Genomic DNA, 24,299 nt, shown 5'->3' with positions numbered 1-24,299 from the left:
TTGATATTCTCGCAGGGTGACGGACACGCGCAACCCCGACACCCGCTCGCGCCTGCTCGAGGCCGCCGCCGGGCTGATCGCCGCGCGCCCCGGCGAGGACGTCTCGCTGCGGGCGGTCTGCGACGCGGCCGGGGTGAAGATGCCGACGCTGTATCACTTCTTCGGCAACAAGGAGGGCCTCCTCGATGCGGTGGTCACGCATGGTTTCGACCGCTATATGGAGGTCAAGGGGGCCCGGGAGAGCAGCGGCGACCCGATTCAGGACATCCGCGACGGTTGGGACGCCCATGTGGCGTTCGGGCTGGAGAATCCGGGCTTCTATGCGCTGATGTACGGGCAGGTTGCCCCGGGGAGCTTCGACCCGGCCGCGGACCGTCCCACCCGGGCGCTCACGGCGCTGGCCGAGGAGGCTGACCGGCAAGGTCGGCTGATCGTCAGCGTCGAGCAGGCTGTCAGCCATGTCTTGTCGACGAACATCGGCGTGACGCTGCGGCAGATCGTCCTGGACGCGCCGGATCCGGAGCTCTCCGCGGCCGCGCGGGAGGCGACGATCGCCGCCATCGCCGGCGGTGCTGCCGAGGTGGTCCATGAGGGGGCGCAGAGCGAGGCTTCCCGACTGCTCGCCGCGCTGCCGGAGGTGCCCGAAGGGTTCACCCCGGCGGAGGCGGCCCTGCTGCGCCAGTGGCTCAAAGCGCTCTGAGCAGCTGACCAGCTCCGGCCGCCGGGACCGGCGGCGACGCTGTGGACCTCATGCGTCGAACGGGTGGGCGACGAACGCGCAGCGCGTCGAGTCCGGCGACCAGCTGTTCACGTTCAGCGTGCCCTGGCCGCCGAAGACCGGATACTGCTGCACGGACTCGTCCCAGTCCGCGGTGCGGACCACGTGCACGACGACGTCGACGTCGCCCGGATGCCCCTGCGTCCCCGGCGGATAGGCCAGGAAGCTGCCGTGCACCGCATCGGGCGCCGGATGGGGGAACCAGTCGACGGTCGGGGAGGTCCGCAGCCGCTCGAGCGCGCCGCCGGCCTCGGGCAGTCGGGCGAGCTGGGCATGGCCGGACGTCTCGGCGAAGGCCTCTGTGGTGCAGAGGATCCAGTCGCCGTCGGGGCTCCATTCCGGGCCGTCGACGTGACCGGGTCCGGTGTCCAGCGGCGACGGCGCGCGCTCGCCGGACAGCGGCATCACCATCAGACGGCCCGGCGGGCCGTCAGGGCCGAGCTCCACGTAGGCGATCCGGCCGCCGTCGGGGGAGACGCCGTGGAGGAAATGGCTCATTCCGTCGTCCAGAGTGACGATCGTGGTGTCGCCGCCGGTCAGAGCACCATGGTGGATGTGGCCGTCGTCCGCCGAGAGCAGGATGTGGCGTCCGTCGGGGTGGACCACATGGTCATTGTTGATCGGTGGGATATTCCTGAACTCGACGGGTCCCAGACGCGTGGGGTCCGCGAGGTCCAGCAGGTGCAGCAGGCCGTCGCCGTTGAGCAGCAGCCCCGCGCCGTCGGGGCTCCAGTTCGGCGCCTCGAGGAGGAGCTCCTCCGTCTCGAAGACCAGCTCCGGGGCTTCCAGATCGGGCCCGCCGATCAGCACCTGGCTGCGCTGGCCGGCGGAGAGTCTGCGCGGTGCCGTGGGACTCGCCTCCTGGTGTCGATGGTGCCCCGCCCGGCGGCGGCGTCGTGGCTGGGACTCTAGCCGATCGGCGTCGTCCCGGGAATGGATGACTCCGTGGGACGGGTGGGAATGGCCCCGCTTTCCCACGTTTTCCGCGGAGTCATCGCCGGGGGGCGGGGCATCGGGCCGCCGCGCGGCAGTGGTACTTTGAGCGCATGGTGGCCGACTCGGACCCGCGACTCGCCGAACTCGTGCTGCTGCGCCGCGTCCGGGATCGCATCGACCGCGAGTACGACCGCCCGCTCGACGTCGACGGGCTCGCCCGGGGCGTCCATCTCTCCTCGGGCCACCTGAGCCGCCGGTTCAAGCAGGCCTACGGAGAGTCGCCGTACTCCTATCTGATGACCCGCCGCGTGGAGCGGGCGATGACGCTGCTGCGTCGCGGCGATCAGAGCGTGACCGACGTCTGCTTCGCGGTCGGCTTCTCCTCACTCGGCACCTTCAGCACCCGGTTCGCCGAGCTGGTGGGGATGCCGCCCAGTGCCTACGCCCGCCTCGAGGAGCACGAGGCGTCGACGCTGCCGCCGTGCATGGCCAAGCAGGTCACTCGACCGATCAGGAATCGAGAAGCGCCGCTGCGCGAGTCCGCCTAGGGTGACCGATATGGACATCACGATCAGCAAGACCTTCCTGCCCCACACCGACCCCGAGGCATCGCTGGCCTTCTACCGTGACGTGCTCGGCTTCGAAGTCCGGATGGACGTCGGCGGCGGTGCGATGCGGTGGATCACCGTGGGTCCCCCGACGCAGCCGGACGTCTCGGTCGTGCTCTACCCGCCGACGGCGGATCCGGGCATCACCGAGCAGGATCAGCGCACCATCACGGAGCTGATGGCGAAGGGGAGCTTCGGGAGCATCCATCTGGCCACCGTCGATCTCGACGCCACCTTCGAGCGGCTCCAGGCCGCCGACGCCGAGATCGTCCAGGAGCCGATGGACCAGGACTGGGGCGTGCGCGACTGCGCGCTGCGGGACCCCGCGGGCAACCACATCCGGCTCAACGAGGCGGCGTGATGTCCCTGCGACTCGACGCGGTGCGCCCGGCCGCGGAGTCCGCCGACGGGCCGGCCGTGCTGATGTCCCAGGTCGTCGAGCGGCCCGGCGAGGTCGACGCCCTGCTCGACGCCGCCGCACGCGACGGTGCGCAGGTGGTGCGTCCGGGGAAGAGGGGGCTCTTCGGCGGCTACCACGCCTCACACCGGGCTCCTGACGGGGTGGTCTGGAAGCTCTCCGCGACCTCGAAGCGCCGGCGCGACCCTGTCGCGGATCCGCCGACCATCCGCGAGACCATCGCGATCGCGGGCGTCTCGGCGCCCACGCGGGCGAAGGAGTTCTACCTGGCGATGGGCATGGTCACGGACCGCGACTACGGCGACACGTTCGTCGACTTCTCTCTGGAGGAGTCGCGCCACCGACTCGGCATGATGCCGCCCCGGGCGATCGCCAAGGACGTCGGCGTCAGTGCCGACGAGCTCGGTGGGGCGGTCGTCCTGGTGCATCGGGCCGGCACCCGCGCAGAAGCTGAGGAGGTGCTCGCCGCGGCGCGCGCCGCCGGAGCGCGCGACCGGGCGAGCGTCTCCGTCGACGGCGACGAGACCGTCGGCGCGTTCACCGACCCCTCGGGTCTCAGCTGGGCCGTGACCGTGTCGTGATCGCGCCCTGACCGTGCTCTGACGCGCCGCCGGTCGGGACGAGGGCCGCCGAGTCCCGCGTCGCCGCGCGAGGACGGGCTACAGTGACCGTCACATCATCGATGAGCACGCCGTCTCCGCGGCCGTGCCGCCTGTGGACCGAGGGGCGAGATGTTCCGGAGCGAGGAGGAGAGAAGGCCATGACACGTGCCGACGCCCATGACGTCATCCGAGTCCGGGGTGCGAGGGAGAACAACCTGAAGAGCGTCGACCTGGACCTCCCCAAGCGGCGACTCACCGTCTTCACCGGGGTCTCCGGCTCGGGGAAGTCCTCGCTGGTCTTCGGCACCGTCGCCGCGGAGTCCCGCCGGCTCATCGACGAGACCTACTCGACCTTCGTCCAGGGGTTCATGCCGACGCTGCCGCGTCCGGAGGTCGACCGACTGGAGGGGCTGACCACGGCGATCCTGGTGGACCAGGAGCGGCTGGGCGCCAATCCACGGTCGACGCTGGGCACGGTCACCGATGCGAACGCGATGCTGCGCCAGCTCTTCAGCCGGCTCGGCGAGCCGTCCATCGGCGGGCCGACGGCGTTCTCCTTCAACATCCCCACCACCACCGTCGGCGGGGCCTCGGTCACCGAATCGGGGAAGAAGAACGTCATCAAGCGACAGGTTTATCTCGGCGGGATGTGCCCCGACTGCGAAGGCCGGGGCACTGTCTCCGACCTGGACCTGAGCCGGATCGTCGACGAGTCGACGTCGCTGGTCGACGGCGCGATCCTGGTGCCGGGCTACACGGCCGACGGCTGGATGGTCGCGCCCTATAAGACCCAGGTGCCCGGCGACGTGCCGATCAAGGACCTCACCGCCGAGCAGCGCGAGGACCTGCTGTATGCCGAACCGCGTAAGGTCAAGGTCGAGAACATCAACGTCACCTACGAGGGCCTGATCCCGAAGATCCGCAAGTCGATGTTCAGCCGGGACCCGGACTCGCTGCAGCCGCACATCCGACGGTTCGTGGAGGCGGCCGCCGTCTTCGCCACCTGTCCGAGGTGCGAGGGCACCCGGCTCAACGACTCGGCCCGTTCCTCGACGATCGACGGCAAGGACATCGGCGAGGTCAGCGCGATGCAGGTGAGCGATCTGGCCGCCTGGGTGCGCACCATCGACGACCCGAGCGTGGCGCCGCTGGTCGAGACGCTGCTGCATCTGCTCGATTCCTTCATCGCCATCGGCCTCGGCTACCTCTCGCTGGACCGCCCGTCGGGGACGCTCTCCGGCGGCGAGGCGCAGCGCACCAAGATGGTGCGTCACCTCGGCTCGGCGCTCACCGACGTCACCTACGTCTTCGACGAGCCGTCGATCGGCCTGCACCCGCACGACATCGCGCGGATGAACGAGCTGCTCGTCGATCTGCGCGACAAGGGCAACACGGTGCTGGTGGTCGAGCACAAGCCGGAGATGATCGCGATCGCCGACCATGTGGTCGACATGGGGCCTGGTGCCGGGGCCGGCGGCGGCGAGGTGGTCTTCGAGGGCACGGTCGACGGACTTCGCGCGGTCGAGACCCGCACCGGGGAGGCGCTGTCCTACCGAGCGCAGCTGAAGGAGTCGGTGCGCGAGAGGACTGCAGCGTTCGAGGTGCGCGGCGCCGACACGCACAACCTGGCCGACGTCGACGTCGACATCCCGCTGGGCGTGCTGACCGCTGTCACCGGCGTCGCCGGATCGGGCAAGAGCTCGCTGATCGGCGGGCACGTCGCCGGCGAGGAGGTGATCACCGTCGACCAGGCGCCGATCAAGGGCTCGCGGCGCAGCAACCCGGCCACCTACACCGGGCTGCTGGACCCGATCCGCAAGGCCTTCGCCAAGGCCAACGGCGTGAAGCCGGGGCTGTTCAGCGCCAACTCCGACGGCGCCTGCCCGACCTGCTCGGGCTCCGGGGTGATCGTCACCGAATTCAGCTTCACCGACACCGTCTCCACTCCCTGCGAGGACTGCGGCGGCAAGCGGTACCAGGCCGAGGTGCTCGAGCTGCGCCTGGCGGGGAAGAACATCGCCGAGGTGCTGGAGCTCTCCGTCGCCGAGGCGCTGCAGTACTTCGGCGACGGCGAGGCCCGCACGCCGGCGGCGCGGACGATACTCGCCCGGCTCGACGACGTCGGGCTGGGCTACCTGACGCTCGGGCAGCCGCTGAACACGCTCTCCGGCGGCGAGCGGCAACGAGTGAAGCTGGCGATGAGCATGAAGTCCTCCGGCGGGATCTACATCCTCGACGAGCCGACGGTCGGGCTGCATCTGGCCGACGTCGACCAGCTGCTGGGACTGCTGGACCGGCTCGTCGACGCCGGCAGGACGGTGATCGTCATCGAGCACCACCAGGCGGTGATGGCCCACGCCGACTGGATCATCGACCTCGGACCCGGCGCAGGGCACGACGGCGGCCGCGTGGTCTTCGAGGGCACGCCGGCCGAGCTGGTCGCGGAGCGCTCGACGATCACCGGCGAGCACCTGGCCGACTACGTCGGGGCGTGGACGCCTCGACGTGCTCGACCGTCCGACGTGGAGAGAGGACGATCATGACCACTCCCGAGATCCGCCTGAAGCGCGTCCACGACGACCCGTCCGGCGAGGACGGGCCGCGCGTGCTGGTCGACCGGCTCTGGCCCCGGGGGGTGTCGAAGGAGCGTGCCGCCGTCGACCTCTGGCCGAAGGACGTCGCGCCCAGCCCTGAGCTGCGGCGCTTGTGGCACCACGACCCTGAGCGCTTCGAGGAGTTCGCCGCGGCCTACCGCGCCGAGCTCGCCGACTGCCCCGCGGCCGAGGCGCTCGCGGAGCTGCGCGAGCAGCTCGACGGCGAGCCGGTCGCCACGCTGCTCTTCGCCGCGAAGGACCGCGCGATCAACCACGCAGTGGTGCTGGCCGGTGTGCTGGCCGGGCGTGCCGGCGACTGACCCGCGCCTGTCGCCTCCAGTCTGGCCTCCGAGGGGCCGACAGGGAACAATCGGATCCATGGAGACCAGGACCAGACCCATCAGCCGACGCGTCGAGTTCCCCGGATCCCGCGGAGCGGTGCTCTCCGGAAAGCTCGAGCTGCCCCACGAGGCTCCGCGGGCCTATGCGCTCTTCGCCCACTGCTTCACCGGCAGCAAGGACGTCGTCTCGGCCTCGCGGATCGCCCGCGCGCTGACCGACGACGGCATCGCGGTGCTGCGCTTCGACTTCACCGGTCTGGGCGACTCCGAGGGAGATTTCTCGAACACCGACTTCAGCTCCAACGTCGGCGACCTCGTCGCCGCCGCCGACCATCTGCGGGCCGAGCACGAGGCCCCGACCTTCCTGGTCGGCCACTCCTTCGGCGGCGCGGCGGTCATCGCCGCGGCCCACCGGGTTCCGGAGGTCAGCGCGGTGGCCACGATGGGCGCTCCGGCCGACCCGGCGCACGTCGCCGCGCGGTTCGACAGCCGCAAGGATCAGATCGAGCGTGACGGTGAGGCCGAGGTGTCGATCGGCGGCCGACCCTTCCGCATCCGTCAGGAGTTCCTGGACGACATCGCCGAGCAGCCGCAGGCTGAGCGCATCGCCGGACTCGACGCCGCGCTGATGGTCATGCATGCGCCGATGGACGAGATCGTCGGCGTCGACAACTCCCGGCAGATCTTCGAGACGGCCCGGCACCCGAAGTCCTTCGTCTCGCTGGACGGTGCCGATCACCTGCTCACCCGCCGCGGGGACGCCGAGTACGCCGCCGGAGTGCTCGGCGCCTGGGTCCGCCGCTACCTGCCCGAGCGCGAGGAGGGAGACCCGGCGCTGGACGGTTCGGTCGTCGTCGCCGAGTCCGGCATGGGCGGCTACGGGCAGGTCGTGGAATCCGGCCGGCACCGATTCGTCGCCGATGAGCCGTCTCCGACCGGCGACGACGGCGGTCCCTCGCCCTACGATCTGCTGCTCTCCGCCCTGGGCACCTGCACCTCGATGACACTGCGGATGTACGCCGAGCGGCACGACCTGCCGCTGGAGAAGGTCACCGTCGGACTGCGCCACGACCGTGTCCACGCCGCCGACTGCGAGGACTGCGAGACCCAGGCCGGGCGGATCGACCGCATCACCCGGCGCATCCACCTGGAGGGCGACCTCGACGACGCGCAGCGCGCCCGGCTGCTCGAGATCGCCGAGAAGTGCCCGGTGCATCGCACGCTGACCTCGGAGACCCGGATCGAGACCGCCGAAGAGTGAACGGAACGATGCCGACGGTGGGGTGGTCGCCGGGATCGCCGTCGTCGTCCGCACCGTCGTCGCCCTGACGTGGGGTGAGACCTCCGAAGGGACGAACCTCACGGAACAAACCAGGGCTCGGCGACGCTGTGCCGGGGCGGGCTCCGCCCCGGACACGTCTCCCACCTGACCCCAGGAGGTCATCGCTCATGCGAGCAGCCCTGATCCACGGCGCCGGCGACGTCCGCGTCGCCGACGTCCCCGACCCCGCCCTCGTCGAGCCCACCGATGCGGTGGTGCGCGTCGTGGTCACCTGCGTCTGCGGCTCGGACCTGCATCCGTACCACTCCAAGCCCGACGCCGAGGAGGGCGACCAGATCGGCCACGAGTTCGTCGGCATCGTCGAGGAGCTCGGCGAGGAGGTCGCCGGCCTCTCGATCGGCGACATGGTCGTCGCTCCCTTCGCCTATGCGGACAACACCTGCGACCACTGCCGGGAGGGCCTGCACACCTCCTGCCCGAACGGCGGCTTCCACAGCGGCGCCCAGGCGGAGAAGATCCGCGTGCCGCAGGCCTCCGGCTCGCTGGTGGCCGTCCCCGGCGACGTCGACCAGTCGCTGCTGCCTTCGCTGCTGACCCTCACCGACGTGTACCCCACCGGCTGGCACGCCGCAGTGAAGGCCGGCGTCGGCCCGGGCTCCACCGTCACGGTGATCGGCGACGGCGCCGTCGGCCTGCTCGCGGTGCTCTCCGCGAAGCAGCTCGGGGCCGAGACGATCGTCCTGATGGGCCGGCACAAGGCCCGCACCGACCTCGGCCGCGAGTTCGGAGCGACGCACGTCGTCGCCTCCCGCGGCGAGGAGGGCATCGCCGAGGTCCGCGAGATCACCGGCGGCGAGGGCACTCACGCAGTGCTCGAGGCCGTCGGCCACATGCCCGCCTACGAGCAGGCCCTCGGCGTGGTGCGCCCGGGCGGCGTGATCAGCCGCGTCGGCGTCCCGCAGTATGAAGAGGCTCCGGTCGGCTTCGGCAGCCTCTTCGGCCACAACATCACGCTGACCGGCGGCCCGGCCCCGGTGCGCGCCTACGTCGAGCAGCTGCTGCCGGCCGTCCTCGACGGCACGGTCGAGCCGGGCCGGGTCTTCGACCGGGTGATCGGCCTGGACGAGGTGCCCGAGGGGTACCGCGCCATGGACGACCGCGAGTCGCTGAAGGTGATGGTCGACCCGACCCGCTGAGGCTCGCCGCCGTTCCGCCGTCGGGCGGGGGATTCCTCGGGGTGTTCGTCGCCGATCCGGCCGGATGACCCCGAGGGGTCCCCCGCCCGATGTACATGGGCGTCGGCGGGCGGATCTCGTGCGGAGCGGACGAGGGAGGAGGACTCATGGAATGGATCGTGCTGGCCGTCTCCGGCGGTTTGGAGGCGGTCTGGGCGACGGCCCTCGGCGAGTCCGACGGCCTGCGCCGGCGGCGCCCGACGCTGCTGTTCATCGCGGCGCTGGTCCTGTCGATGAGCGGGCTGGCCTACGGCATGACGGCCATTCCGGCCGGCGCCGCCTATGCGGTCTGGGTGGGGATCGGTGCCGTGCTGACCATCGTGATCGGCGTCGTGCGGCGCAGCGAGACCCTCGACGTCGCGCGGACCGGCCTGCTGACGCTGCTCGTGGTCAGCCTGATCGGGCTGAAGGTGGTGAGCTGATGGCCTGGATCATCCTGGTGTTCAGCGCAGTGATGGAGGCCGTCTGGGCGACCGCCCTGGGGCTGAGCGACGGCTTCTCCCGGCCGGTGCCCGTCGTCGTGTTCCTCCTCGGACTGCTGGTGAGCATGGTGACCCTCGCCCGGGCGGCGCGGAGCATCCCGATCGGCACCGCCTACGCCGTCTGGGCCGGCCTCGGGGCGACGATCACCGTCGCGGCGAGCATCGCCCTCGGTCAGGAGCCGGTCTCAGCGTGGAAGCTGGTGTTCATGGCCGGGATCGTCGGCAGCATCGTCGGGCTGAAGCTCACCCACAGTGCCGACGACGGCGAACAGGCCCGCGGAGAGGCCGCCGACTCGACGGCGGACTTCGGCCCGCGCTGAGGGTGACGCCGCCCGTCCGCCGGGCCCACCGCTCCGCCGGGCCCCACCGCTCATCAACGGGGGATCCACTGCGGCTATGCGGCCGGGTTCGGCTCATAGCCGCAGTGGATCCCCCGTTCGATGCATGATGAGCGGGGCAGCGCGCGCTCACGCGTCGCCTCCGGTGATCGCCCAGGCCTCCTCCTCGACGGGTTCGCCGTGCACCCGGTCGAGCACGCGCAGCGAACGTGCCCCGATCACCAGGGCGACGATCGCCAGCACCACGGCCGCGGCGCCGAAGAGGTAGGGCGAGCCGGCGCCGAGCGCGTCGGAGACCTGCCCGGCGATCAACGGTGCGACGGCGCCGCCCATGAAGCGCACGCCCGAGTACGTGGACGACGCCACCGGCCGCGGCAGGTCGCTGACCTCCATGACGGCCTCGGTCAGCACCGTGTTCAGCACGCCGAGGAACAGTCCGGCGACGATGACGCCGGTCGCCAGGGCGGCCAGCGAGTCGACCAACAGCGCCATGCCCAGCAGGATCACCGCCAGGCAGGCCAGCGTGGTGACCAGCACCGGGCGGCGGCCGAAGCGGTGGGTGAGCAGCGGGGCGACGAAGACCGAGGTGATCGCGAGACAGATGCCCCAGCCGAAGAACACCAGCCCCAGGCCCATGGCCCCGAAGTTCGCCAGTCCGGCCGCGGCGGCGTCCTCCTCCAGCGGGAAGGGGCTGTAGGCGAGCAGGGTGAAGAAGCCGAAGTTGTACAGCAGCGCGGTGATCGCCAGGGTCAGCAGACCCGGGTGGGACAGCGCCCGGAAGGTCGCAGTCAGCCGCACGTGCTGATCCGGCGTCGGGCGCTCCTGCTTCGGCAGCAGGGCGGCGACGGCGATCAGCCCGATCGCCATCAGGGCGGCGGTGCCGAAGAACGGGCCGCGCCAGGAGATCTCGCCGAGCAGTCCGCCGAGCAGCGGGCCGGTGGCGATGCCCAGGCCCAGGGCGGCCTCATAGAGGATGATCGCCTTCTCCGAGCCGCCGGAGGTCGCCCCGACGATGGTCGCCAGCGCGGTGGAGATGAACAGGGCATTGCCCAGGCCCCAGCCGGCGCGGAAGTCGATGATCTGCCAGACGGTCGCCGAGCTGCCGGCCAGGGCGGCGAAGGCGACGACGAGCACCAGCCCGATCAGCAGCGTGGGCTTCGCGCCGATCCGCGAGGAGATCGCGCTGGTGAAGAACATCATCGCCCCGGTGATCAGCAGGTAGCTGGTGAACAGCAGCATCGACTGCGCCGGAGTGGCGTCGAGCTCGGCGGAGATCGCCGGGAGGATCGGGTCCACCAGGCCGATGCCCATGAAGGCGATGACGCAGGCGAAGGCCACGGCCCAGACGGCCCGGGGCTGGCGGAGGATGGAGGCGTCGGCGTCGGAGCCGGGCGAGCCGGAGGCGTCGGTCGGGCCGGACGGGGCAGGCGTGCTGGTCGTGCCGGTGTCAGCGTCGGTGCGCGGTGCGGAGGACGTGGGGGACCACCTTCTTCTCTCGGGGCGTCGGGTCTGTGCGGGGTCTGTGTCGGGCGCCGGGCAGGATGACGCCCCGGACGACCTGCGGCCGTGCCGGGGCGGGAGAGGCGGCGCGTCAGCGGCGGACGTCGTCGTCCGGCCGCACCGAGCTGATGAACTCCTCCACTGAGGCCATGGAGCGGGCCAGGCCCGCACGGTCGCCCGCGTCCAGGTCGCGCAGCGCCGGGGCGAGCTGCTCGGTGAGCTGGCCGCGGATGGAGGCCAGTCGCCGTCGCCCGTCCTCGGTCAGCGAGAACTCCGCGGCGCGCCGATCTGCGCCGCTGATGCGGCGGACGACCAGCCCGTCGGCCTCCAGCCGGGCCAGCAGCTTCGTCGCGGCGGGCTGAGAGCACAGGTGCTCCGCCGCGAAGCGGCCCACGCGGACCGGCTGAAGCTCGTCGACCACCGACAGCGCGCGGACCGTGGACGGATCGGTCTCTTCGCGCGCCAGCCGACGCAGGGTGCGCGTCAGCCGGCCGGAGACGACGACGAGCTCGGCGGTGAGGTCCTCGACGGACTGGTCGTCGACTGCGGCGGAGGCCGCAGCCTGAGTGGAGGGGGAATCCATCGCCGTCAGTATATAACGTGGTTATGTATATGGCCAGCCGCGCCCTGTCGGTCCCCGACCCTCCGACGGATCAGGCGGTCTCCAGCGCCTCCGGCCGCAGGTCGAGCCGCCTGAGCAGCTGGGCGTTGGCCGCGACCAGCACCGTCGACAGCGACATCAGCACCGCTCCGACGCTCATCGGCAGCACGAAGCCGATCGGGGCGAGCACCCCGGCCGCCAGCGGCACCGCGATCAGGTTGTAGCCGGCCGCCCACCACAGGTTCTGCCGCATCTTGGTCCGGGCGGCGTCGGAGAGGCGCAGCGCCGAGAGCACGCCGCGCGGATCGGAGGAGGCCAGGATGATGCCGGCCGAGCCGACGGCGACGTCGGTGCCCGCGCCGATGGCCACGCCGACGTCGGCCTGGGCCAGGGCCGGTGCGTCGTTGACGCCGTCGCCGACCATCGCCACGCGTCGGCCATCCTGCTGCAGGCGCGCGACCTCGGCGGACTTCTCCTCCGGGCGCACGCCGGCGATGACCCGGTCGATGCCCAGCTGCTCGGCCACCGTATGCGCCACCGCCTCGGCGTCGCCGGTGATCATCGCGACCTCCGCGCCGCGGGAGTGCAGCGCCTCGACGGCCTGTCGGGACTCCTCGCGGATCGCGTCGTCCAGGCGCAGCGCCCCGGCGGCTGCGCCGTCGACGACCACGTGCAGGATGATCGCCCCCTCGGCGCGCCAGGATCCGACGGCGTCCAGTTCGGCGAGCGAGTGCTCCTCGAGCAGCCGCGGGCCGCCGACCTGCACCCGGGCGCCGTCGACGGTCGCCTCCACGCCGACGGCGGGGGAGGAGCTGAAGTCCTCGGCGCTCGGGACGTCCAGTCCGCGCTGCTCGGCGGCGGCGCGGATCGCGGCGGCGAGGGGGTGCTCGGAGTCGGACTCTGCGGCCGCGGCCAGCGCCAGGAGCTGCTGCTCCTCCTGCCCGGCCGCCGCGGCGAGGTCGACCAGCTCGGGCTCGCCGCGGGTCAGCGTGCCCGTCTTGTCGAAGAGCACGGTGTCGACGCTGCGCATAGTCTCCATGGCGACCCGGTCGCTGATCAGCACGCCGGCCCGGGCGGCGCGTTCGGAGGCGATGGAGACCACCAGCGGCACCGCCAGGCCGAGGGCATGCGGGCAGGCGATGACCAGCACCGTGATGGTGCGGACCACCGCGTCGTCGGGACTGCCGGCGAGCAGCCAGGCGGCGGCGGTGAGCGCCGCGGCGGCCAGGGCGAACCAGAACAGCCAGGCCGCGGCGACGTCGGCCAGCCGCTGGGCCCGCGAGCTGGAGTTCTGAGCGTCCTCGACGAGCCGGCGGATGCCGGCCAGCGCGGTCTCCTCGCCCACGGCGGTGATCTCCACCCGCAGTCCGGAGTCGGTGGCCACCGTGCCGGCGACGACCTGCTCGCCCGCGCCGCGGGTCACCGTCTGCGACTCGCCGGTGATCATCGACTCGTCCAGGTTCGCCGTTCCGGAGGTGATCCGGCCGTCGGCGGGGACCGAGGCGCCCGGGCGCACGACGACGACGTCGCCGGCGACCAGGTCCTCGGGGGAGACGGTGGTGACGGACTCGCCGTCGACGCGCTCGGCCTCGTCGGGCATCAGCGCGGCCAGCGAGTCCAGCGCCGAGCTGGTCCGGGCGATCGAACGCATCTCCATCCAATGGCCCAGCAGCATGATGACCACCAGCAGGGCCAGCTCCCACCAGAAGGTCAGCCCGGCGTCGACGAGTCCCAGCATCGCGCCCCAGGAGGAGAGCAGCGCGACGGTCAGCGCCAGAGCGATGAGCAGCATCATGCCGGGGCTGCGCGACCGCAGCTCGGAGAGGCCCCCGGCCAGGAAGGGGCGCCCGCCCCAGACGTACATCACCGTGCCGAGCACCGGCGCGATGCCGCGGAGCCAGAGGGCGTCGGGCACGGAGTAGCCCAGCAGCTCGGCGAAGGCCGGGTCCAGCGCCGCCGTCGGGATCGCGACGACGAGCATGATCAGGAAGAGGCGGCGGAACTGGGCGGCATGGTCGCCGTGACCGGAGTGGCCGGAGTGACCGGAGTGGCCGGAGTGACCGCCATGTCCCGCGTGGTCACCGTGTCCGGCAGGGGTGCTGTGCCCGGCGTGCTCCTCGTGACCGTGCGAGGGGCTGTGGTCGTGCCGGTCGTGCTGGTCGTGGCCCTGGTCCGTGTGATCTCTGGATTCGGTGCTCATATCCCAGAATGTATACCCCCTAGGGGTATCTGTCCAGGGTTGCCCTTCAAGAGAAGCGCGTTTAGACTGAAATGCTGGCCTGGACGGCTTGTCCGACATCCGGGCCGTCCTTGCCCATCAGATTGTGTATCTACCTGGTGACGCTCGACGACGAGCGCGCTAAGGCGGCACTGTGCTCCACGAGTCCGCTGCAGGAGGTGCGCGCGACGATGACCATCACCGACTCCGAGCGTCCCGCCGAGGCCCACGACGCCTCGGACGCTCGCCACACCACCCTTCTCCCCGCCGTCGGGACGTCCTTCTTCCCGATCGCCCTGGTGGCCCGCTTCCCCTACGCCATGATGGTCGTGGGCGTGCTGACCCTGGTGGTCGCCGGCCGCGGCTCGCTGGGGATCGGCGGACTGACCTCGGCCATGGTCGGCGTCGGCACCGCGATCTTCGGGCCGCTCATCGGCTCGGCCGCCGACCGCTTCGGCCAGCGGCTGGTCGTGATGCTCGCCGGGATGGCCAGCTCGCTCGCGCTGCTGACCATGGCCTGGGTGGTGTATTCGCCGTTGCCGGACGCCGCGGTGCTGGCCACCGCCTTCGTCATCGGTGCGACGACGCCGCAGGTCCCGCCGATGTCGCGCAGCCGGCTGGTCGGCATCATCACCCGGCGTGTCGTCCCGGAGCGGCGCACGGCGGTGACCACCGGCACCATGGCCTACGAGTCGGCCGTCGACGAGCTGACCTTCGTCTTCGGGCCGATGATCGTCGGCCTGCTGGCCGCGACCATGAGCCCGGCGGCCCCGGTGATCGGCGCGGCGGTGCTCACGCTGGTCTTCGTCACCGCCTTCGCCCTGCACTCCAGCGTCCACGAGGTCCCGTCGAACCGGACCGCCGGAGTGGTCGCCGCGCCCGCGCGCGAGCTGCTGCGGCCGGGCCTGGTGGTGGTGCTGGTCGGCGTGCTCGGCATCGGACTGTTCTTCGGCTCGCTGCTCACCGCCCTGACCTCGGCGATGTCCGACGCCGGCCATGCCGAGTCGGCCGGCCTGGTCTACGGCGTGATGGGCATCGGCTCGGCGGCCTTCGCCCTGGGCTCGGCGCTCTTCCCGGCCCGCTTCACGATGCACGCCCGCTGGATCGTCTTCCCGCTGATCATGGTCGTCGGCACCGCCGCGCTGCTGGTCGTCGAGTCGATGCCGCTGCTCCTGATGGTGCTGCTGGTCCTGGGCATCGGGCTGGGGCCCACGCTGGTCGTGGTCTACTCGATCGCCTCCGACCGCAGTCCGCGAGGCCGCGGCGCGACAGTGATGACCATGGCGACCACCGGGGTCGTCGTCGGCCAGTCCGCCGCCTCGGCGATCAACGGGCACATCGCCGAGACCGCCGGAACCCAGGCGGCGCTGCTGGCCCCGCTGGCGGCGGCCTCGTTGATCACCGCCGCCGGGCTGGTCAATCGGGCCATGGTCGCCCGGGCCTCGGGCGCCTGATCCGCGCCGGGCTCACTCCGGGCGCAGCGACTTCAGGATCTTCATCGGGAAGCGCGAGCTGACGTTGGCGATCCCCGGGATCGCCATGACCTTCTCCATCAGGAACTGCTCGTAGGCGGCGAGATCCTGCACGGCCACGCGCACGTGGTAGTCCGGCGAGCCGAAGAGCCGGTGCAGCTCCAGGACCTCCTCGTAGGTCTCCATGGTCTCCTCGAACTGCCGCGCCAGCGGGCGGCGGAAGCCGTCCAGGTCGACGTCGAGCAGCACCTCGAAGCTGCGCTGCAGCGCCGTCGGGCTGATCTGTGCCCGGTAGCCCAGGATGACGCCGTCGGCCTCCAGGCGCTGCACTCGGCGCAGGCACGGCCCCGGCGTGAGGCCGATGCGCTCGGCCAGGTCCACGTTGGAGATGCGCCCGTCCTTCTCCAGTTCCGCGATGATTGCGCGATCCAATGAATCCATGAGTCGAGTATTGCACGATCGTGGGGCAGACGGAGAAGATCTGAAAGCACATTCTGCGGGTTTCCTGGAATCATCGAAGCATGCAGAAGCAGCAGGTGATCGAGCGCGCCGAGCCGGTGTCGACGACCGGTGCGGAGACCGTGCCGGCCGAGCCGGGGGCGGCGGAGGCCGGGGCGGCGGAGGCCGCACCGGCGCCGTCGACGACGGCGACCGATCGCCGCCGTCAGATCGCCTCCGGGCTGCGGGCCTCGCTGGCCGCCGGCATGGGCCTGGTGCCCATCGGCATCGCCTTCGGGATGGTCGTGGTGCAGTCCGGCCTGCCGTGGTGGCTGGCGCCGGTGCTCTCCGGCGTCGTCTTCACCGGCTCGCTGGAGCTGCTGCTGGTGGGCATGATCCTCGCCGCGGCCCCGTTGGCGACCGTCGCGCTGACCACCCTGCTGGTGAACTTCCGCCACGTCTTCTATGCGATCAGCTTCCCGCTGAGCGCGGTGCGCTCGCGGCTCGGACGGCTGTATGCGATGCATGCGCTGGTCGACGAGGCCTACGCGGTCACCGCCGCCTCGCCGCGCGGATGGACCGGCTGGAGCCTGCTGCCGCTGCAGCTGGCCTTCCACACGTATTGGATCGGCGGGGGGCTGGCCGGCGTCGCGCTGGCGCATCTGCTGCCCGGGCCGATCGAGGGGCTCGAGTTCGCCCTCTGCGCCCTGTTCATCACGCTGACGCTGGACAGCTGCCGCTCCGGCCGTGAGTCCCGCAGGCGGTGCTGGGCGGAGTGTGCATCTCCGGCGCGCTGGTCGTCGTCCCCGAGCATGCGCTGCTGGTCGGGATGCTGGCCTTCCTCGCGGCGCTGACGGTGCGTCATCTCGTCGCCCGCCGGCGGGGCGCGGAGGAGCAGGAGGCCCGCGATGCCTGAGACCGGATACGTCGTCGCCGTCGTCGCCGTCGTCTTCGCCATCACCTTCGGGCTGCGTGCGCTGCCCTTCGCGCTGGTGATGCCGCTGCGCGAATCGGCCTTCCTGCGCTCGCTGGCCGCCTGGATGCCGGCCGGTCTGATGGTCATCCTCGCCGCGACGACGCTGCGCGACTCCGCCGGCGCCGCCTGGGGGCACCTGCCGCATGCCGGGATCGCCGTCGTCGTCACCGTCGCGGCGCATCTGGGCCTGGGCCGCAGCACGCTGCTCAGCGTCGGCGCCGGGACGCTGACCTTCGTCGGGCTGGTGCATCTGTTCTGAGGCGCGTCGACCTGTGTGGTGCCGTCCACGGATAGGATGGGTGCGAGACCGCTCACGACACCCCGACTCGAAGGAGTTCAGCGTGGCCATCGCAACCCCGGACAAGTACGACGAGATGATCGACGCCGCCAAGGCCGGCGGCTATGCCTACCCGGCGGTCAACGTGACCAGCTCGCAGACGCTGAACGCCGCCATCCGCGGCTTCGCCGAGGCCGAGTCCGACGGCATCATCCAGGTCTCCACCGGCGGCGCCGCCTACTGGTCGGGCGCCTCGATCAAGGACATGGTCGCCGGTTCGCTGGGCTTCGCCGCCTTCGCCAAGCAGGTCGCCAAGAACTACGGCGTCAACATCGCCCTGCACACCGACCACTGCCCGAAGGACAAGCTCGACGGCTTCGTGCTGCCGCTGCTGGAGGCCTCCGAGGCTGAGGTGAAGGCCGGTCGCGACCCGATCTTCAACTCCCACATGTGGGACGGGTCGGCCGAGACGCTGGAGGAGAACCTCCGCATCGCCGCCGACCTGCTGCCCCGGTCCGCGGCGGCCAAGCAGATCCTCGAGGTCGAGATCGGCGCGGTCGGCGGCGAGGAGGACGGCGTCGAGAACGCCATCAACGAGAAGCTCTACACCACCTATGAGGACGCCGTCGCCACCATCGAGGCTCTGGGCCTGGGCGAGAAGGGCCGGTACATCACCGCGCTGACCTTCGGCAACGTCCACGGCGTCTACAAGCCGGGGAACGTGAAGCTGCGTCCGGAGATCCTGAAGGACATCCAGGAGAAGACCGGTCAGAAGTACGGCAAGGACGCCCCCTTCGACCTGGTCTTCCACGGCGGCTCCGGCTCCACCGAGCAGGAGATCGACGACGCGGTCTCCTACGGCGTCATCAAGATGAACATCGACACAGACACCCAGTACGCCTTCACGCGTCCGGTGGCGGGCCACATGTTCTCCAACTACGACGGCGTGTTGAAGGTCGACGGCGACGTCGGCAACAAGAAGACCTACGACCCGCGCGTCTGGGGCGCCAAGGCCGAGGAGTCCATGGCGGCTCGCATCGTCGAGGCCTCCCAGCGTCTGGGCTCGGCGGGCAAGTCGGTCAAGTGATCGGCTGAGCGCCACGCTCGCGAGAAGGGGCCCGTCACCGACTGGTGGCGGGCCCCTCGTGCGTCTGCTCGTGCGTCTGCTCGTGCGCCTGCGGGCGAGGCGTCGGAGCGGGGTCAGAGGAGTCGGCTCAGGGCTGAGATGAGCTCGTCGAGCCGTACGGCGCCGGTCCAGCTCTCGGGGTGGACGGCGGCCACCTCGCGCGGGGCGAGGTCGGGGAGGTCGACGACGTCGATCCGGTCGGCGAAGCCCGCCGCTCCCGGGGCGCGCAGCGCGAGACGGGAGACCAGGGCGACGCCGAGCCCGTGGGCGACGAGCGCCTGGATGGCCTGCGGATCATCGGTGACATGGCGGATGGTCGGGGAGAACCCGGCCTGGGCGCAGACCTGCTGCAGGTGCTCGGTGCAGCGCTGGCAGCCGGCCACCCAGGGGAGCTCGCCGGCGTCGCCCAGCTCGCGGACGTCGCCGTGCAGGTCCCAGCGCCGCGGCAGGATGAGTCGGTGGCGGTCGACGCCCAGCGACACCGCCCGGTGGTCCGGCGGGACGGCGTCGTCCGTACCGTGGCGGAAGATCAGGGCGACGTCGACTCGGCCGCGGCGCAGCAGGTCCAGGGCCTCGGGCGGCTCGTGCTCCAGGACTTCGAAGCCGCCGCCTCCGCCGGCCGCGAGCTGCTCCAGCGCCTCGGCGAGCGGGCCGCCCATCAGCGAGGGGAAGGCGGCGATGCGCAGCGTCTGCTCGGCGGAGCTGAACGCCGAGGTCAGGTCCTCCAGCGCCGCGCGGGTCTGCGCGCGGATGGCCTCGGCGCGGCCGAGCATGATCCGGCCGGCGGGAGTGGGCACGACGCCGCGGGTGGTGCGGGTGAGCAGCTGGGTGCCGAGAGCACGTTCCAGGGAGCCGAGCTGCTGGGAGACCGCCGGCTGGGTCCAGCCGAGTTCGGCGGCCGCGGCGGTGAGGCTTCCGGCGGCGACGGCCCGTTCGAAGAGCAGCAGCTTGCGCAGGTCCAGCTGCTCCTCCTCCCCGCGACGCGGGGCGACGGCAGACGTCCCGGACCTCCTCGATGCCCCGGTCCCGCCGGACCGGCCGGCCCCATCGCCGGCCCCGGGAGGCTCGGTCTGATCGACGTAGTCGGGGCTGGGCTGCGGAAGCGTCCGCGGGTCGAGCTCCGCGTCGTCGAAGTCGTCCTCGAACACCCCGTCGAAGGCGTCGGCGTCCGCAGCCTCCTCGGGACCCTCGGGACCCTCGGGGCCCTCGGGACCCTCGGGACCCTCGGGGCCCTCGGGGCCCTCGGTGCCCGCCGTGTCCGCGATGCCCTCGTCGCCCCGTGCGTGATCATCAGTGCTCATCGCCCGCTGCTCCGCTTCGTGCTCGTCCTGGTGCGGTCTTCCCGGTGTGCTCGGGCCGGTGCTGTCGTGCGGGGTGTCCACCGGGCCGGGGCCCCGCCCGTTCCTCCCGCTCCCGACTCCGCAGACGCCCCCACGGTCTCCGTCATCACGATTGCTTATAGCGGGGTCCCCGATGACGCGGTCTACCGGTGTCTGCCATGAAGATACATGATGGGCGGCGGAAGAAGTATGTGTCGCTGCGTCGGACGCACCCCGGGGCGCAGTGCACCAGGCTCGGTCATGTCGACGGTCTCGGGCCCCGTCTGAGGAAGGACGCACCATGCATCGGATCGGACTGCTCGGCGGCATGAGCTGGCACTCCACGGAGCAGTACTACCGCGGGATCAACCAGGCGGTCGCCGAGGAGCAGGGCGGCCACGCGTCGGCGCCGATGGTGCTGGACTCGGCGGACTTCGCCGAGATCCGCGCCCACCAGATCGCCGAGGACTGGGACGCGGCCGGGGACGCCCTCGCCGCGGCGGCCCGGAGACTGGTCGCCGCCGACGTCGAGGCGCTCGCCGTGGGCACGAACCTCATGCACAAGGTCGCGCCCGCCGTCGAGCGTGCCGTCGACGTCCCGCTGGTGCACATCGCCGACGCCGTCGCCCAGGCGGGCCACCTCCGCGGCGCCGGCACGCTGGGGCTGTTGGGCACCGCGCCGACGATGCTCGACTCCTTCTACCGCGAGCGACTGGAGTCCCACGGGCTGGGCGTCGTCGTCCCGGACGCCGAGACCTGCCGGCTGCTGGACCGTCGGATCTTCTCGGAGCTGACCCTCGGGGAGTTCCCGGAGACCACGCGCGCCGAGTTCCTCGCCGCGATGGAGGAGCTGCAGGGCCGCGGTGCCGACGTCGTGGTCCTCGGCTGCACGGAGATCGGCCTCCTGGTCCCGCCGGAGACGGCGCCGGTGCCGACGCTGGACTCCGTCGACGCCCATGTCGCCGCGCTGGCCCGGTTCTGCCTGCACGGCGAGCTCCCGGCGACTCCGGCCGCGCGGCACGCCTCGCGCTGAGACCTCGGCGGCTCGTCTGGTCGTCGGGCGTGGAAGAGTGGTTCCCATGATGAGCACTCCGACCGGTCACTCGTCCCCGTCCCGTGAGCAGCTGCTGCTGCTCGACTTCGACGGCACCGTCTGCCTCGGCGACGATCCCGTGCTGCACTACGCCGCGCAGGTCGACGCGCTGCTGGCCGATCGCGGCGCGGCGGAGCGCGACGACGGCGGCACGGCAGAGGGCGACGCCGGCGTGCGCGACGTCGTCGCCGAGGCCCTGGCCGCCGGAGACCTGCATGTCCCCGAGCTGTCGCCGGGCGTGAGCGTGCAGGACGGCTATCAGCTGGTCCAGCGGCTCGGCCTCGCCCGAGGGCTCTCCGTCGAGGAGGCCGGCGTCGCCTTCCGCGCCGGCCGCGAGGCGCTGCTGACCGCCGGGCTCCACCGCTCCGACGTCCACGCCCCCGCCGGGCTGGCCGCGCTGCTCGACGAGGTCCGCGAGACCGCCGCGGTCGTGCTGATCACCAACTCTCCCGCGGCCGCCTTCGCCCCCTGGCTGGAGGTCCTCGGCCTGACCGGTGCCTTCGACGCGGTGGTCAACGACGCCGGCAAGCCCGCCGGCCTGCCGGCGGCGCTCGAGGAGGCTCGGCGCCGCGCCGGCGCCGAGCACGTCGCCGAGACGCAGGTCCTGTCGATCGGCGACATTTGGGAGAACGATCTCGCTCCCGTCGCCGCCCGGGGCGGGACCACGGTGCTCATCGACCGCTTCGGCGCCGGCGTCGGAACCCCCGACCACCGCGTGCCGGACCTCGCCGCGGCCGCTCCGATCCTCCGGCACTGGGCGGCCGCTCCTCACTCCGATGTGTGAACTCTGCGTGACGAGTGGCCGAACAGCGCCGTCAGCTCTTGTCGCCCCAGATCAGGCCTCTCTAGAGTCGTGAAGGTCCCGACGCCGTCGTCGGTGCCGACGGAGGAATCCCCGGGGACGCGGCGTCGAGGGGCGCCCGGATCCCGCCTCCGGTGCTCACACTCGCCCCGTGATGAAGAGGACCCCTGCCATGCAGACCACGACCAAGACCACCACGAAGTCCGCGTTCGCCCTGGCGGGCGTGCTCGCCCTGGCCCTGACCGGCTGCGCCGCCGAGGAGTCCGACGTCTCCGGCGACGGCGACGGCGGCGACGGGTCCGAGGACGCCGGCGAGGCCGCGGCCATCGAGTCCGTCGACGAGCTGGTCATCGGCCTGGTGCCCTCCCAGGAGAACGCCACCGTGGTGGAGAACCAGGAGGCCATCGCCGACCAGGTCTCCGAGGAGCTCGGCGGCTTCGACGTCGCCGTGGAGGTCTTCGACGACTACCTCGGCGTCATCCAGGGTATGCAGACCGGCGACGTCCACCTGGTGATGTCCGGCCCGATCGGCATGATCCAGGCCGAGCAGGAGGCCGACGGCACCTCGATCCTGCAGTCGGTGCGCTACGGCTCGGAGTCCTACGTGACCCAGTGGTTCACGAACGACCCGGACACCTACTGCGAGGACGAGCCGGTGGAGATCGAGCAGGAGGGCGAGGTCGAGCCGTTCCTGTTTTGCAACGGCATCGTCGAGGACGGCGAGAGGGTCGACTACCAGCCGATGGGCGAGGACGCTCTGGAGCAGATCGAGGACGGCACCACCGTCTCCTTCGTCGACGAGGGCTCGGCCTCCGGCTACTACTACCCGCAGACCCAGCTCAACGAGCTCGGCGTCGAGGTCGACGGGCAGTTCGCCGGCGGCCACGACCAGTCGGTGCAGAACGTCTACAGCGGCGACATCTCCATCGGCACCTCCTTCGACGACGCCCGCGAGAACATCGCCGAGGAGAACCCCGACGTCGGCCAGGAGGTCGTGACCTTCGCCTGGGCCGGCCCGATCCCCAACGACGGCATCGTCGCCTCGGCGGACCTGACCGAGGAGGAGCAGCAGACCATCACCGAGGCCTTCCTGAACATCGCCGGCGACGGCGGCCTCGAGGAGGGTGACCCGCTCTACGACGTCTACGAGATCGAAGGCCTGGTCGAGGCCGACCAGGAGGCCCTGGACGGCGCGCGCACGGTCTACGAGGAGTTCGGCGACCAGGCGGAGTGAGTCCGCCGATCGGCGCGCCCCGCTGGGTGCGACCGGTACGCTGACCCCCACCTGAGTCGCTCGGGGCGCGGGGCGCCTCCTCGCGGAGGGTGCCCGGCGCCCCGGCTCTGCACGGAGACCTCCCATGATCACCTTCGAACACGTCGACGTCGTCTACCCCGACGGCTTCAAGGGGCTGAACGACGTCAGCCTGACCATCGACCGCGGCGAGTTCGTCGCCGTCGTCGGACTGTCCGGGGCGGGCAAATCCACGCTGATCCGCACGATCAACGGTCTGGTGCCGCACACCGTCGGCACGCTGGCCGTCGGAGGCCGGACGGTGGATCCGCGGAACAAGGCCAAGCTGCGGGCGCTGCGTTCGCAGGTGGGCATGATCTTCCAGTCGTTCAACCTGGTCGATCGGATCAGCGTGCTGAACAACGTGCTCGCCGGCCGGTCGGCCTACACCCCGACCTGGCGCTCGCTGCTGGGGTGGTACCGGCCCGAGGACCGGGAGATCGCCTTCCAGTCGCTGGAGCGGGTGGGCATCGTGGAGAAGGCCTACCAGCGCGCCTCCTCCCTCTCCGGCGGCCAGCAGCAGCGCGTGGCCATCGCCCGGGTGCTCGCCCAGGACCCGGAGGTCATCCTCGCCGATGAGCCGGTGGCCGCCCTCGACCCGCCGACGGCGCACCAGGTCATGCGGGACATGCGCCGCATCCAGCAGGAGCTGGACATCACCTGCATCGTGAACATGCACCATCTCGACGTCGCCCGCGCCTACGCCGACCGGGTGATCGGCATGCGCGACGGCGAGGTCGTCTTCGACGCCCCGGTCGCCGAGGCCACCGACGCGGCGATCGAGGAGGTCTACCAGCGTTCCCTGACCGCCGAGGACGTCGTCGTCGAGCGCGCCGAGGAGGAGCGGTCGTGAACGCGTCCGCCCGGGCAGCCTCCTCGCCGGCGCAGACGGAGCAGACGGCGCGGGCGACACGGCCGGCGACGGCGCGGCCCAGCCCGCCGCGACGCCCGGTGCCGGCGTATCTGGGGCTGCTGGTCGTCGCCGTCGCCGCCTTCGTCGTCTTCTGCCTGACCCGCGAATCCGGCACGGTGCTCTACCTGCCGCTGGGCTCGCTCACCCTCTGGGTCCCGCTGAATCCGCTGCTGGGGCTGGCGGCGATGCTGGCGTCGCTGGCGCTCTGCTGGAGGATCCGCGCCGGGGCCACGCTGGCGACCGGCGCGCTGGGCTTCACGATCTTCACCTACTGGGCCGGGGCGACGATCGACTTCACGCTCAGCTCCATCTGGGAGCGCTGGAGCAACCTGGAGGGCCAGCTGGCGGCCTTCGTGGACCCGAACTGGGCCTATGTGGTCAGCGTGTGGCCGGACTGGCTGACCACGCTGTGCATGGCGGTCGTCGCCACCGGCTTCGGCTGTGCGGCGGGACTGCTGCTGGCGCTGCTGGCCTCGCCGGTCTCCAGTCCGAACAGTGTGGTCAGCCAGGCGATCAAGGCGCTCAACTCGGTGGTGCGCTCCATCCCCGACGTCGGCTGGGCGCTGCTCTTCGTCGCGATGATCGGCGGCACCGCCTACGGGCTGGGCCCGCTGGCCGGCGTGCTGGCGCTGCTGATGTTCAACATCGGCATCGTCGCC

The 24,299-nt window shown here is 71.6% G+C and carries 25 protein-coding genes; 19 read left to right on the top strand and 6 right to left on the bottom strand.

The window, feature by feature from the left end; genetic code table 11:
• Positions 1 to 16: 16 nt before the first annotated feature.
• Positions 17 to 700, top strand: a complete 684-nt coding sequence (locus tag GU5_RS0110070; protein WP_010525453.1) for a TetR/AcrR family transcriptional regulator — start codon at positions 17 to 19, stop codon at positions 698 to 700.
• 48 nt (positions 701 to 748) lie between these two features.
• On the opposite strand, the gene GU5_RS0110065 is transcribed toward GU5_RS0110070, so the two are convergent.
• A complete protein-coding gene (locus tag GU5_RS0110065; protein WP_010525452.1) occupies positions 749 to 1,588 on the bottom strand; it encodes a PD40 domain-containing protein in 840 nt (279 codons plus the stop codon).
• Positions 1,589 to 1,824: 236 nt separating this feature from the next.
• Here GU5_RS0110065 and GU5_RS0110060 point away from each other — a divergent pair, with 236 nt between their 5' ends.
• The 9 genes from GU5_RS0110060 (at position 1,825) to GU5_RS0110020 (ending at position 9,596) form a co-directional block, all read left to right on the top strand.
• Complete coding sequence (locus GU5_RS0110060; protein ID WP_010525451.1) at positions 1,825 to 2,262, top strand: helix-turn-helix transcriptional regulator; 438 nt, start codon at positions 1,825 to 1,827, stop codon at positions 2,260 to 2,262.
• Between the two features lie 10 nt (positions 2,263 to 2,272).
• A complete protein-coding gene (locus tag GU5_RS0110055) occupies positions 2,273 to 2,683 on the top strand; it encodes a VOC family protein (protein ID WP_010525450.1) in 411 nt (136 codons plus the stop codon).
• A complete protein-coding gene (locus GU5_RS16440; protein ID WP_010525449.1) occupies positions 2,683 to 3,321 on the top strand; it encodes a glyoxalase/bleomycin resistance protein/dioxygenase in 639 nt (212 codons plus the stop codon). Before GU5_RS0110055 ends, GU5_RS16440 begins: the two co-directional genes overlap by 1 nt.
• A 179-nt stretch (positions 3,322 to 3,500) precedes the next feature.
• Positions 3,501 to 5,885, top strand: coding sequence for an excinuclease ABC subunit UvrA (locus GU5_RS0110045; protein ID WP_010525448.1), 2,385 nt, complete (start codon positions 3,501 to 3,503; stop codon positions 5,883 to 5,885).
• Complete coding sequence (locus GU5_RS0110040) at positions 5,882 to 6,256, top strand: DUF488 domain-containing protein (RefSeq protein ID WP_010525447.1); 375 nt, start codon at positions 5,882 to 5,884, stop codon at positions 6,254 to 6,256. Before GU5_RS0110045 ends, GU5_RS0110040 begins: the two co-directional genes overlap by 4 nt.
• A 58-nt stretch (positions 6,257 to 6,314) precedes the next feature.
• The gene (locus GU5_RS17670) at positions 6,315 to 7,538 is read left to right on the top strand and encodes a bifunctional alpha/beta hydrolase/OsmC family protein (RefSeq protein WP_050806662.1); all 1,224 of its coding nucleotides are present in this window, start codon (positions 6,315 to 6,317) and stop codon (positions 7,536 to 7,538) included.
• A 188-nt stretch (positions 7,539 to 7,726) separates the two neighbouring features.
• Positions 7,727 to 8,755 (top strand): alcohol dehydrogenase catalytic domain-containing protein, encoded by a 1,029-nt coding sequence (locus tag GU5_RS0110030; protein WP_010525445.1) that lies wholly within the window; start codon positions 7,727 to 7,729, stop codon positions 8,753 to 8,755.
• Positions 8,756 to 8,901: 146 nt separating this feature from the next.
• Positions 8,902 to 9,216: a multidrug efflux SMR transporter gene (locus tag GU5_RS0110025; protein ID WP_010525444.1), complete on the top strand. Its 315-nt coding sequence runs from the start codon at positions 8,902 to 8,904 to the stop codon at positions 9,214 to 9,216.
• Positions 9,216 to 9,596: a multidrug efflux SMR transporter gene (locus GU5_RS0110020; protein ID WP_010525443.1), complete on the top strand. Its 381-nt coding sequence runs from the start codon at positions 9,216 to 9,218 to the stop codon at positions 9,594 to 9,596. The genes GU5_RS0110025 and GU5_RS0110020 overlap by 1 nt, the downstream gene beginning before the upstream one ends.
• 147 nt (positions 9,597 to 9,743) lie before the next feature.
• Here the strand turns inward: GU5_RS0110020 and GU5_RS0110015 are convergent, their stop codons facing one another.
• From GU5_RS0110015 to GU5_RS0110005, 3 genes are all read right to left on the bottom strand, one after another.
• Positions 9,744 to 10,925: an MFS transporter gene (locus tag GU5_RS0110015; protein WP_369750472.1), complete on the bottom strand. Its 1,182-nt coding sequence runs from the start codon at positions 10,923 to 10,925 to the stop codon at positions 9,744 to 9,746.
• 280 nt (positions 10,926 to 11,205) lie between these two features.
• Positions 11,206 to 11,697: a MarR family winged helix-turn-helix transcriptional regulator gene (locus GU5_RS15195; RefSeq protein WP_010525441.1), complete on the bottom strand. Its 492-nt coding sequence runs from the start codon at positions 11,695 to 11,697 to the stop codon at positions 11,206 to 11,208.
• A gap of 70 nt (positions 11,698 to 11,767) precedes the next feature.
• Entirely contained in the window at positions 11,768 to 13,915 is a 2,148-nt protein-coding gene (locus tag GU5_RS0110005) for a heavy metal translocating P-type ATPase (RefSeq protein ID WP_010525440.1), read from the bottom strand.
• Positions 13,916 to 14,124: 209 nt separating this feature from the next.
• On the opposite strand from GU5_RS0110005, the gene GU5_RS0110000 reads away from it, so the two are divergent.
• Positions 14,125 to 15,387 (top strand): MFS transporter, encoded by a 1,263-nt coding sequence (locus tag GU5_RS0110000; RefSeq protein WP_010525439.1) that lies wholly within the window; start codon positions 14,125 to 14,127, stop codon positions 15,385 to 15,387.
• Between the two features lie 12 nt (positions 15,388 to 15,399).
• Here GU5_RS0110000 and GU5_RS0109995 read toward each other — a convergent pair whose 3' ends face one another.
• On the bottom strand, positions 15,400 to 15,846 hold the full coding sequence (locus tag GU5_RS0109995) for an Lrp/AsnC family transcriptional regulator (RefSeq protein WP_029514192.1): 447 nt from the start codon (positions 15,844 to 15,846) through the stop codon (positions 15,400 to 15,402).
• An 80-nt stretch (positions 15,847 to 15,926) separates the two neighbouring features.
• Between GU5_RS0109995 and GU5_RS16015 the strand changes: the two genes are divergently transcribed.
• From GU5_RS16015 to fbaA, 3 genes are all read left to right on the top strand, one after another.
• Complete coding sequence (locus tag GU5_RS16015) at positions 15,927 to 16,697, top strand: AzlC family ABC transporter permease (RefSeq protein WP_010525437.1); 771 nt, start codon at positions 15,927 to 15,929, stop codon at positions 16,695 to 16,697.
• 54 nt (positions 16,698 to 16,751) lie between these two features.
• On the top strand, positions 16,752 to 17,078 hold the full coding sequence (locus GU5_RS0109985) for a branched-chain amino acid transporter permease (RefSeq protein WP_010525436.1): 327 nt from the start codon (positions 16,752 to 16,754) through the stop codon (positions 17,076 to 17,078).
• An 82-nt stretch (positions 17,079 to 17,160) separates the two neighbouring features.
• Complete coding sequence (gene fbaA / locus GU5_RS0109980; protein ID WP_010525435.1) at positions 17,161 to 18,183, top strand: class II fructose-bisphosphate aldolase; 1,023 nt, start codon at positions 17,161 to 17,163, stop codon at positions 18,181 to 18,183.
• A 113-nt stretch (positions 18,184 to 18,296) separates the two neighbouring features.
• Here fbaA and GU5_RS0109975 read toward each other — a convergent pair whose 3' ends face one another.
• Positions 18,297 to 19,523 carry a LysR family transcriptional regulator gene (locus tag GU5_RS0109975; RefSeq protein ID WP_139084414.1) on the bottom strand — a complete coding sequence of 409 codons (1,227 nt, stop codon included), beginning with the start codon at positions 19,521 to 19,523 and terminating at the stop codon, positions 18,297 to 18,299.
• A 319-nt stretch (positions 19,524 to 19,842) separates the two neighbouring features.
• Between GU5_RS0109975 and GU5_RS0109970 the strand changes: the two genes are divergently transcribed.
• From GU5_RS0109970 to GU5_RS16430, 5 genes are all read left to right on the top strand, one after another.
• Positions 19,843 to 20,574, top strand: a complete 732-nt coding sequence (locus GU5_RS0109970; protein WP_010525433.1) for an aspartate/glutamate racemase family protein — start codon at positions 19,843 to 19,845, stop codon at positions 20,572 to 20,574.
• A 46-nt stretch (positions 20,575 to 20,620) separates the two neighbouring features.
• Positions 20,621 to 21,418: an HAD family hydrolase gene (locus tag GU5_RS16435; protein WP_010525432.1), complete on the top strand. Its 798-nt coding sequence runs from the start codon at positions 20,621 to 20,623 to the stop codon at positions 21,416 to 21,418.
• 190 nt (positions 21,419 to 21,608) lie between these two features.
• Positions 21,609 to 22,670, top strand: coding sequence for a phosphate/phosphite/phosphonate ABC transporter substrate-binding protein (locus tag GU5_RS0109960; protein ID WP_010525431.1), 1,062 nt, complete (start codon positions 21,609 to 21,611; stop codon positions 22,668 to 22,670).
• Positions 22,671 to 22,794: 124 nt separating this feature from the next.
• A complete protein-coding gene (gene phnC, locus GU5_RS0109955; RefSeq protein WP_010525430.1) occupies positions 22,795 to 23,580 on the top strand; it encodes a phosphonate ABC transporter ATP-binding protein in 786 nt (261 codons plus the stop codon).
• A partial coding sequence (locus GU5_RS16430; RefSeq protein WP_010525429.1) for a hypothetical protein occupies positions 23,577 to 24,299 on the top strand: 723 nt, incomplete at its 3' end. The genes phnC and GU5_RS16430, both read left to right, overlap by 4 nt.

The organism is Nesterenkonia sp. F, assembly GCF_000220985.1.
Classification (GTDB): Bacteria; Actinomycetota; Actinomycetes; order Actinomycetales; family Micrococcaceae; genus Nesterenkonia.
The sequence above is the reverse complement of the archived record's forward strand: the minus strand, read 5'-3'. Positions and strand labels throughout refer to the sequence as shown.